13 protein-coding genes are annotated in these 9,379 nt (G+C 67.5%); 2 read left to right on the top strand and 11 right to left on the bottom strand.

What is annotated here, in order from left to right; translation table 11 throughout:
• From E1267_RS26555 to E1267_RS26505, 11 genes are all read right to left on the bottom strand, one after another.
• On the bottom strand, window positions 1-180 hold a 180-nt coding region (locus tag E1267_RS26555; RefSeq protein ID WP_132336090.1), incomplete at its 3' end, for a hypothetical protein.
• 113 nt (window positions 181-293) lie between these two features.
• A complete protein-coding gene (locus tag E1267_RS26550) occupies window positions 294-773 on the bottom strand; it encodes a single-stranded DNA-binding protein (RefSeq protein WP_132336088.1) in 480 nt (159 codons plus the stop codon).
• A gap of 274 nt (window positions 774-1,047) precedes the next feature.
• A complete protein-coding gene (locus tag E1267_RS26545; protein WP_132336086.1) occupies window positions 1,048-1,536 on the bottom strand; it encodes a helix-turn-helix domain-containing protein in 489 nt (162 codons plus the stop codon).
• A 1-nt stretch (window position 1,537) separates the two neighbouring features.
• Window positions 1,538-3,598: a hypothetical protein gene (locus E1267_RS26540; protein WP_132336084.1), complete on the bottom strand. Its 2,061-nt coding sequence runs from the start codon at window positions 3,596-3,598 to the stop codon at window positions 1,538-1,540.
• Window positions 3,598-4,005, bottom strand: a complete 408-nt coding sequence (locus tag E1267_RS26535) for a hypothetical protein (RefSeq protein WP_132336082.1) — start codon at window positions 4,003-4,005, stop codon at window positions 3,598-3,600. The genes E1267_RS26540 and E1267_RS26535 overlap by 1 nt, the downstream gene beginning before the upstream one ends.
• A complete protein-coding gene (locus tag E1267_RS26530) occupies window positions 4,002-4,223 on the bottom strand; it encodes a hypothetical protein (protein ID WP_132336080.1) in 222 nt (73 codons plus the stop codon). The genes E1267_RS26535 and E1267_RS26530 overlap by 4 nt, the downstream gene beginning before the upstream one ends.
• Complete coding sequence (locus tag E1267_RS26525; RefSeq protein WP_132336078.1) at window positions 4,220-4,459, bottom strand: hypothetical protein; 240 nt, start codon at window positions 4,457-4,459, stop codon at window positions 4,220-4,222. Before E1267_RS26525 ends, E1267_RS26530 begins: the two co-directional genes overlap by 4 nt.
• Entirely contained in the window at window positions 4,456-5,421 is a 966-nt protein-coding gene (locus E1267_RS26520) for a DUF2637 domain-containing protein (protein ID WP_165959798.1), read from the bottom strand. Before E1267_RS26520 ends, E1267_RS26525 begins: the two co-directional genes overlap by 4 nt.
• 97 nt (window positions 5,422-5,518) lie before the next feature.
• Complete coding sequence (locus E1267_RS26515; protein ID WP_132336074.1) at window positions 5,519-5,902, bottom strand: RRQRL motif-containing zinc-binding protein; 384 nt, start codon at window positions 5,900-5,902, stop codon at window positions 5,519-5,521.
• A gap of 31 nt (window positions 5,903-5,933) precedes the next feature.
• Window positions 5,934-6,329 (bottom strand): WhiB family transcriptional regulator, encoded by a 396-nt coding sequence (locus E1267_RS26510; RefSeq protein ID WP_246064276.1) that lies wholly within the window; start codon window positions 6,327-6,329, stop codon window positions 5,934-5,936.
• A gap of 257 nt (window positions 6,330-6,586) precedes the next feature.
• The gene (locus E1267_RS26505) at window positions 6,587-7,369 is read right to left on the bottom strand and encodes a GntR family transcriptional regulator (protein ID WP_132336072.1); all 783 of its coding nucleotides are present in this window, start codon (window positions 7,367-7,369) and stop codon (window positions 6,587-6,589) included.
• Window positions 7,370-7,446: 77 nt separating this feature from the next.
• Between E1267_RS26505 and E1267_RS26500 the strand changes: the two genes are divergently transcribed.
• Together E1267_RS26500 and E1267_RS26495 are read left to right on the top strand one after the other, a co-directional pair.
• Window positions 7,447-7,887 carry an NUDIX hydrolase gene (locus E1267_RS26500; protein ID WP_132336070.1) on the top strand — a complete coding sequence of 147 codons (441 nt, stop codon included), beginning with the start codon at window positions 7,447-7,449 and terminating at the stop codon, window positions 7,885-7,887.
• A 335-nt stretch (window positions 7,888-8,222) separates the two neighbouring features.
• Window positions 8,223-9,308: an MrcB family domain-containing protein gene (locus E1267_RS26495; protein WP_132336068.1), complete on the top strand. Its 1,086-nt coding sequence runs from the start codon at window positions 8,223-8,225 to the stop codon at window positions 9,306-9,308.
• Window positions 9,309-9,379: the final 71 nt, after the last annotated feature.

Raw genomic sequence — 9,379 nt, 5'->3', positions numbered from 1 at the left:
CACCAGGGGCGGCAGCACCGGGCCGGGCTCGGCGGCCACGGGCAGGGTGCCGTAGCCGGCGATACGGACCGCGTGCCCGGATCGCAGGTCGGCGGCGCGGGTCGGGACGGCGGGCGGTGAGGGTGGCGCCGGGGCACGGCCACGCTGACGTATCTGGTTGCGGGTGCGGGTGGCTGTCATGCTGGCAGGTGCCTTCCTTCTCGTGTCTGGGGAGTGGGCGGGCGGCCTCGACGGTGTTGCTTGGCGGCTGATCGTCGAGGCCGCATGCGCCCACGTGGTCGTGGGGGAAGGATCTAGAACGGGGGCTCGTCGCTCAGACCGGTGCGGAACGACGGCTTGTCGCCCATGGGGGCGGCACTTGCCCACGGGTCGGCGGGTGCGCCGCCGGCGTGGCCGTTGCTGCCGGTGCGGGTGGCCTTCTGCGGTTTGGCGGTGGCGAAGCGCAGCGATGGGCCGATCTCGTCCACGGTCATCTCCATGACGGTGCGGTGGTCTCCGTCGCCGGTTTCGTAGGTGCGCTGGCGTAGCCGGCCGGAGGCGATGACGCGGGTGCCCTTGGTCAGGGACTCGGCGACGTGGTCGCCGAGGTCGCGCCACGCCGAGCAGCGCATGAACAGGACCTCTCCGTCCTTCCACTGCTCGACGCTCTTGTCGTAGGCGCGGGCGCTGGAGGCGATCGTGAAGCCGGCCACCCCGACGCCGTTCTGCGTGTAGTTGAGCTTGGGGTCGTCGGTCAGGTTGCCGATGATCGTGATCGTGGTCTCGCCGGACATGGCGGGTCTTCCTTCCGAGATCGTCGAGAGGATCGATGAAGGGTTCGGGACATGGGTGTGGCACCCCCCGCGCTGCCACGGGCGGGGGGTGGGGGGGGGGGTTACAGGTCAGAAGGGGTGCCACGGAGCGTGGCACCTGCCATGGCACCCCCCGTGGCAGGGGCGTGGCACCCTCGTGGCACCGGGTGTGGCAGGGTGTGACACCCCTCGGGTGGCACCCGTGGCAGGAAGATCGAAAAGGGCTGTCGCTCGCACTCACGCGCAGCCGTGCGCGCTACGCGCTGTACGGCTCGGCGTACTGGCGCCCTTTCTGCGTGAGCGAGAACAGCACCTCTTCCTGCTCGTTAACTTCGCGGTGCAGGAAGCCGAGCGTGTCGAGGCGGGTCAGCGTGTCGCTGGGCACGCCGGCGTCGTTCTCGACGTCATCGACCGTTAGGGGGTGACGGTCGCGCAGCAGCTCGACGACACGCCAGGCCGGCGCGACCTCGAGTGCCGCCTTCTTGCCGGGCTTGGTGAGGTGGATGCGCAGTTTCGGGTTGCCGCGGGCGGTGATGGCGACGCCGGGCGTGGGCGGGGCGTTGCTGCCGTGCAGCCGGCCGGCCACGTAACCGAGACTGGCCAGCTCCACGAGCTCGTCACCGGTCACGCCGGTACGCTCCCATATCTGGGAGGCGCGTAAGCCGACACGGGCCGCACTGGCGCTGTGGGTGGCCAGGTAGCGCAGGGCGCGCCACTGGCCGGGAGTGAAGCGCAGCGGGTCCACCTCAGGCCGCCTCCTCCCGGATCTCGGGCCGGTCGGGCATCAGGTAGCGCTGGGCTTCGTCGTCGTAGCCGCCGAGCACGCCGGCCGCGAGCAGCCGCTTGAGCTGCTTCTGGCACCACGCGCGGGACATGTCCGTGCTCTGCCACAGCGGCTTGAGATCGCCGGAGGAGAAGTCGCGGGCGCCGTCGTCCCACAGCTCTTGCAGCCGCCCCAGCAGCGCTTCTCCGCGCTGTTGCGGGGTCATGCGCTGCTCGGGCGGCGCGAACGTCAGCGGCGGCTGTCCGTCCGGTAGGTCGGGGATCTCGTCGTCGAGGTCGCCGATGACGTCCGGGTCGGGGTCGTCGGTGGCCAGGTACTCGGCGGCCACGTTCCGCACCTCTTCATCGTCGTCCTCATCGCTGCCCTGACCGGGGCCGGCCCCGTGAGGTTCCTCCAGCTCGACGGGCCAGGTGGCGCGCGGGTGCGTGCCGCCGTCCAGGAGCGACAGGCGGGCCGTGGTGGGGTCCACCTTCTTGTCGGCGGCCGGCCAGCGGGCCGCGTGCTCCCGCATCGCCTGGTTGGCGGCCTCGTCGTCGAAGCGGTCGCCCTTCATGCCCCACGCGAACGTGCGCAGCGGCATCGCGATCCGCTCGTCCGGGATGGACGGGGCATCTAGGTAGGCCATGCCCGGTTGGGCGTTGGTCCACAGCTCGGGGCGGGCGCCGGCGTCCTGCTGCCGTTCCGACAGCCCGAACGAGGCGTCGGCCGGGGAGTCCACGCCGAAGCACATCTTGGCCAACTGGCCGCGGGCGAGCGTGGGCATCTGGGAGTAGTCCGAGCGCTGCAACGACATGACGATCGTGCCGCCGGCCGACCGAATCGCTTTGAGCATGGACAGGAATTTCTCCTGCTCGGCGTCGGACAGGGCGTCGAAGATGTCCGGGAACTCCTCCAGCCACACGATCCAGTACGTCAGGCCGCAGCCCTTGACCCACTTCTGCAGCCCCTTGCCCGCGAGGTAGTTGGTGCGCGGCTTGATCTGGGCTTGCAGGCCGGCGAGCATCGCCTTGACGCCGGGCTTGGACGTCTCGAACCGGTGCAGGGATTCGCGCATCGGGCCGAGCGTCTGATTGCCCTTGGTGATGTCGCCGGCGAAGATGGCGACGTCGTAGCGGGTGATGAGCTCGCCGAGCAGGTTCCAGGCGCCGCCGATGCTCTTACCCGAGCCGGTCTGCCCCATCACCTGTAGGTGGTGCCCCACGAGCACGTATTCGAGTTCGTCGAGGTCTTGCCACAGGCCGGCGCGGATCGGCTCGGAGACTGAGCCGCCGGGGCGGGAGGCGCCGGGCCAGGGGATCGGGCGCTTCATCACCCGCGGGTCGCTGATGGTGACCTTGGCCTTGGAAGCGTCGTCCGGGTCGATCGCGGTGGTGATGCTGCCCGGCGGCAGCGGGATCCCCGACTCGATGTAGGCGACCTTCTTTTGCAGGTCATCGGCGGTATGCCGGCCGTGGTCGAGCTGCACTTCACCCTCGACCTTGTGAGCGGTGGCCTTGACGGTGCGGGCCTCGACCTCCTTCATGCCGGCCCGCTCGGCGCCGCGGCCGAACAGGAACGACAGCGGGTCGGTGGCGGTGCCGGGCTCGTCCCAGCCCTTGAGGCGGATGACGGATCGGATGTTCCACGACAGCGCCATGGTGATGCCCCCGACGACGCCGAGCCGCCACAGCACCGGATGCCAGGGTCCGAGGTTCACCACGGCCACGGTCCAGACGCCGGCCAGGAACGTCGAGGCGGTGGTGTGCGTCTTGCCCCACGGGCCGCGAGCGTGTGAGGTGCCGTAGGTGACGCCGGTCAGGATGATCACGCATACGGTGACCACGCTGGACCAGGCGCCGATCGACTCGGGGCTGTAGAGGATGAAGTGCAGCGCGGCGGCCAGGCCGAAGCCGAACAGGCCCACGACCCACGGGGTGACCAGCGTGAGCAGCTTGGACACGCCCTTGGCGGCCACCTTGGACATGCTCGATTCTTCGATCGTGGCGGTGGCGAGCTCGCGACCGCTGGTGGTGCGTCCGGGCATCAGTCGTCATCCCATCGAAAGGTAGAGGGACGCTGCTCAGGCTTGGCCTGAGGCAGGATGTCGACGAACTCCTTGCGGAACTGGGCGTGGAACTTCACCAGCTCCACCCCCGCCCCCTTCTGCAGCTCGGCGGCGCGCCTGAGCCGCTTGACGACCCGCTTGGCCCGCCGGCGCACGTCCGGGGCGCCGACCATGGCCAGCAGCGGGTGACCCTTGAACGAGCGGATCAGCACCGCGTACAACTCGTCCGAGCCCATCGCGAACTCTTCGCCGAGCTCGCGGCACAGGCCGCGGCCGGTGCGGGCGTAGTCGGTGATGGAACGTGGCCCGGACCACGGGATCGTGGCCAGCTCGGGGATGCGGTTGCGGGTGTTCGGCGTGTTCGGGGTGCCGTTCGGGCTGGTCACAGCCCCTCCTCTCGTGCGGTCTCCCGCACCACTTCGGCGAATCGGTGCACCAGGTAGGCCAGCCGGGGCAGGCCCACGTACGAGGTGGCCAGCGCGTCGAGGGCGCCGGCCACCAGGACGATCACGTGCCCGAGCAGGGTCAGCGCGGCCAGCACGTAGGCGACCGCGAGCATGGTCGCCATGCGGGCGAGAGTGGCGATGTCGCCGGTGCTGTTCATCGGCGCGTCTCGCGCTTACCGGCCTGGCGAGACATGCGCCGGGTGAGGTTGCGCCGGGGGAACACGGCGGCCTCGACGGCGGTCAGGACGATGACGACGCAGGCGAGCGTCAGCCCGAAGCCGACCGGCGACCAGCCGAGCAGCAGCCAGGCCAGCCCGACGATCGCGACCAGCACGAGCACGCTGCCGAAGTCGGGGCCGATCTTGTGCTTGGTGGTGTACTTGCGGGCCATCATGCGGCACCTCCTACGGTGTTGCCGGACGTGAGCGCGGGCACCTCGTGATGCACCGGAACAACGCGGGCACCCCAGCGGACGGGGCGAGAGATCTCCTCGACGAACGGCTCGGCCGGCTCGCCGCCGGTCTGGCCGGTGTCCTCGACGGGCTGGGCGGGCCACTCGGCCAGCCGGGCGTTGATGAGCTCGACCGCGCGCCGCTCGGTGATGCCGAACCGGTCGACCAGGTGGTCCGGGTGCGGCGGCTTGTCCTGCATCCGCAGCGTGGTCACGACCAGGTCGTCAACCAGGGCGCCGATGATGGACCGGGCAGCGGTACGGGTGAGCTTGAACCGGTCGGACAGCTTGCGCTCCGACAGCGGCTCACGGGCCAGCACGCTCGCTTCGTAGGCCAGCCGGGCGGCCTCCTCCACTGTGCCGGCCACGGCCGGTGTCGGCTCGACCTGCTCGGCGGCCTCCGGGACGGCGTGGTCCTCGACCGGCTCGGACGCGGCCTCGGGGGTGGGCGCGGTGACCGGGCGCGGGGTGCGCCGGAGCATGCCCATGAGCAGCTCGTAGGCGACCACGAGCACGATCGGCGCGACCGCGCTGATCAGGCTGGATGCCAGGCCGCCGGACCAGCCGTGCGCGACGTTCGCCGCCAGGGTGGCCACCGCGCCGGCGATCAGCGCGAGGCGGGCCAGCCACGGCGCCTTGTCGCCACGGCGGGAGGCGTCGAGCATGACGAGCGAGCCCATGATGATCACGCCGTCGATCAGGACGGGCAGCGTCCACGCCGTCGCGACCGGCTCGCCCGCCGTCATGGCCAGGCCGTGCTGGTGGCGGAAACTGACGTAGGCGGCCACGCCGGCGATGACCGACACGACGGCGATGGCGACTCGGCGCGTGGCCAGGCCCGCGGCCACCGCGCCACCAAGCGGGACGGGCGGCGGGCTGGCCGGCTCGGTAGGGTTCGGGTTCACAGTCTGGATCTCCTTCACTAGCGGGGACAGATTGAGGTCCCCGACCGGTGTTGCGACCACTGGCCGGGGACCGCTTACGAGGTGGACGGAAGGCCGGTCAGGCGGCGGCCTGCTCGGCACAGTCGTTACAGGTGCCGAGCCGGCGAGACAGCACGTAGCCGACATCGCGCAGGCACTCGGGGCAGGTCCGGCGCGCGGCGTTCGCCTTGGCCAGCGCGGCACGCTGCCGGACGGTCGGGACGCGCTTGGGCAGCGCCAGGCGCACGTCGTACAGGAACGCGACCCGGACGCCGCCACGGGCGTGGTAGCGGCGCGAGCACCACAACACCTGACCCTGCACGTTCTGCCCGCCGGGCCGAAGCCCAGCCGCGGCCAGCTGGCGCAGGGTGAGCAGGTGCGGCGGCGCCATCCGCCACGGCCACGTGGGCAGCGCGTAGCGCCGGCCGGTCGGATCCCAGAAACGGGCACGGATACGGCTCACGAGTCCATCACCGACTTCGCGGCGCGAGCCGTCAGGCCGCTTCGCGCGGCGTGGGCGTCGAGACGCCCTGTCCGCGGGCGAGCGCGGCGATTTCCTCGGAGGTCAGGCCCGCCCACACGCCCGCCTCGGGGCGCGCGTCGAGGGCGTAGAACAGGCACGAGGCCCACACCGGGCACTCCGCGCAAACCTCGCGAGCAACCTGCTCGCGGGCGGCTTTGGCGTCGGCGGGCTCGTCGATGAAGACATCGGGGCCGGCATGCAGGTCGGGGTCGAACCGGCATGCCCCCTCTTCCGCCAACTGGCGTGGCATGCACTCGGTGACCGAGGCCAGCAACGCCTGATAACCGCGGGCAGCGTCCCGAACCAGTCGGGACTGTGCCTTGTCGTAAGCGTGATCTTGCACGGTGAACGTTCCGGGCGGCTTCATTGCGATCCCTTCGGATTGGTGCGCCTCGGGCAGTTGGACTGCAAAGCGTGGGATCGACCCCACGCGAGCCGCCTTTTCGGTGGGAGGCGGTGACCCGATGAAGTTGTCGCAAGCAGCAGGCGCTACAGCCCTCGGCGCGCGGCCTGAGCCGCCTTCCTAGGGATCTTTCGGGCTGTCGCATCAATCTCGCCTAGGCGACTACTCGACTAGAGGAGTTCTGATTCATGTATCGCAGACTCGTCTAGAGGAGTCAAGCGTTATCGCGCAGGAAGTTGGTAAGCGAGAACGTAGGCGTCACTGGACATCACGGTGTCGCAGACCTCTACCGCCCTACCGTCCTCGGTGAAGGCTGTTCGAATGAGGTGGAAGACCGGCGTCCCGGGCGCGAGCTTGAGGGCCCTGGCCTCTTCACGCAGGGGCATACGCGCCTTGATCTCTTCGTCGAAGTGGTCTAGTCGGTAACCCATCTCCTCCAGTCGGGCATAGATGCCCCCCGGCCCTGTATCGGGCTCGGCGATCCGCGTTCCTGAAGCGATAGCAGCAGGCAGGTATGAGACTGCCGTCTCTACGGGGTGGCCGTTGATCAGATAACGACGGGAGCGTACGAGAATCTTGTCCTGCGCGGTCAGGCCCAGTCGCTTCGCCACGTCGGCCGAAGCATCCATCTCGGTGATTCGAATGGAATCGACCGAAGGCTTGCCCCCGGACTCCTCCGTCTCCACGATGAAAGCTGCCTTCCCCCTTTGCCGGTGGCGTCGAGCGAAGCGGTCGGACGCGAGTCGGCGAACTGGCGGCCGCGAACGCACGAACACTCCCCGCCCATGCTCTGCAACAGTCAACCCTTCACTCTGGAGGAGTTGGAGGGCGCTCCTGACGGTCATGCGGGCCACACCGTAGTGCGCCATGAGTGTGGCTTCAGACGGCACCTTTGCTCCGGGCGCGAGACGTCCATGCTCGATAGCCTCGCGAAGATGATCGGCCATCTGTTTGAACACGGGACGATCTGACTCCGGATCCAGGCCCGGCAAGATGAGGTCCATTGCGAGTCAACTCCTCCACTCGTACATACGTGTACTAGCTTGGGAGTCTAGCTAGAGGCAAACCGCGAGAGGCTGCTATGGATCAAGACTCGCGTCATTCGGTAAGCGTTGCGGGCGTCATCGTAGACGACCAGGACAGGGCCCTGCTCATTCAGCGTCGGGACAACAGCCACTGGGAAGCCCCAGGAGGCGTCCTTGAGCTGGACGAGGACATCGTCAGCGGACTGCGGCGGGAGGTTAGGGAGGAGACGGGTCTCGAAGTCGAGCCGGAACTACTTACTGGCGTGTACAAGAACATGAAACGCGGGATCATCGCACTCGTCTTCCGTTGCCGCGCCATAGGTGGATCTCTGACAGTCACCGATGAGTCACGAGCTTTCCGCTGGCTGGCTGCCGACGAAGTGCGTGCATTGGCAGTCGAAGCATTTGCTGTCCGTGTGCTGGACGCTCTGAGCAACGACGGCAAGCCTGCTGTCCGAGCGCACGATGGCGTTCACAGCGTCGGACCGAGTCTCTAGAGGACTCCTATTCGTCTGTCGCACCAAGATAAGGCGAGCTGCGACATTCAGGACTGATACACCTCCCTGGGTTGGTGCGACGGGTACCCCTTCCCTGCCAGCTGGCGGCGACAGGCCAGCGCCGCGTCCTCAGCGGCGTCGCCACTTACCAAACCATGTGGCCGGTACGTGATTGGCGCTGGCGTTCGCTTTGCCGTGTGTCAGGGCGGCCGGCGTGCCGCTGGAGTGGGGAACATTCCGCATGCCAAGACGAGAAACCGAGACCGCATCTGTCAGTGCGCCGTCCTACAGTTGTGCCTACAGGTCCCCCCAGCCCCCTCAGGAGGCTCTAGGCCATGGAACTCAGATCACTCATCGAACGCATCGGCACCAGCTACGATCGGTCCCTGGGCATGTCCAGCGATGCACAGCGCTTGCTACGGCAGGCTGGGACGGAACTACTGCAGTGGCTTCCCGCCGGGTACTTGCCGGTTGGCAGTGGGGGGAAGGGCGCCCCTGCCTTCGTCCCATGGATTTCCGTGTTCGATCCGGATGAAACAGAGACGGCGCGGCACGGGATGTACGTCGTCTACCTCTTCGCTGAGGACATGCAGACGGTCGCGCTCAGCTTGAACCAGGGTGTTACCGAGCTTATCGACCGGTTCAAGACCTCTCGCGGGCGCCAGTTGCTGAGGCAACAAGCTGACAGCATCAGGGCGGCTTTGCCTCCTGAACTGACGGCCGGGCTGGAGGCAGCCATCGATCTCCGCACCAAGGCGCCCCTGCCAGTCCACTACGAGTTCGGCAACATTCTTGCTACCACGTATAAACTCGCCGATCTGCCGGACGAAGCGACAATGGTAGGCGACCTACAGCATTTCATTCGGCTTTACCAGGAGGCTCTTGCTGTACGTGAGGAGCTTCGGCAAACGACACCAGACGCTATCGTCACAACTGTTAAAAGGCAAACTACCTCCACTTCTGCCAAAACAGGCGAGTTCAAGCCTAAGAACTCCTCTGACTACGTTGCAGAAATTAAGGCGCGAACTCTCATAAAAAGCCGTACTCACGAACGCATCGTTGAAGAGTACGGAAAGTATCTGATCTCTCTGGGTCTGGACCCTAAGACTACTGTGGTACACCCGCGGGATATGACTGTTCAGCGCGATGGCATCGAGTGGCTGATCGAAGTGAAAATGGTTAGGCGTGGAAATGCGGTCAGCGCAACTCGCGAGGCAATTGGGCAGCTACTGCAATACCGTCATTTCCTCTACCCAGGAGAACGGGAGTCAGTACGAATGCTGGCGGTTTTCAATGAGGAGGTCGGCGCGGCATGCGTAGACCTCCTGGAGAGCCTGCACATTGGGAGTGTCTGGCGAGAGCATGGTCGATGGCTAGGCTCGCCACTCGCTCAGCGAGCTAAGCTCTGCCGCTACACGTAACGGTGTGGGCTGACGGTCGCCGGCCCCGCCGTACACGTCAGTTAGGGCACATGTGTGGAAACAGGCAGCCT

It is taken from the genome of Nonomuraea longispora (genome assembly GCF_004348345.1).
Taxonomy (GTDB): domain Bacteria; phylum Actinomycetota; class Actinomycetes; order Streptosporangiales; family Streptosporangiaceae; genus Nonomuraea; species Nonomuraea longispora.
The sequence above is the reverse complement of the archived record's forward strand: the minus strand, read 5'-3'. Positions and strand labels throughout refer to the sequence as shown.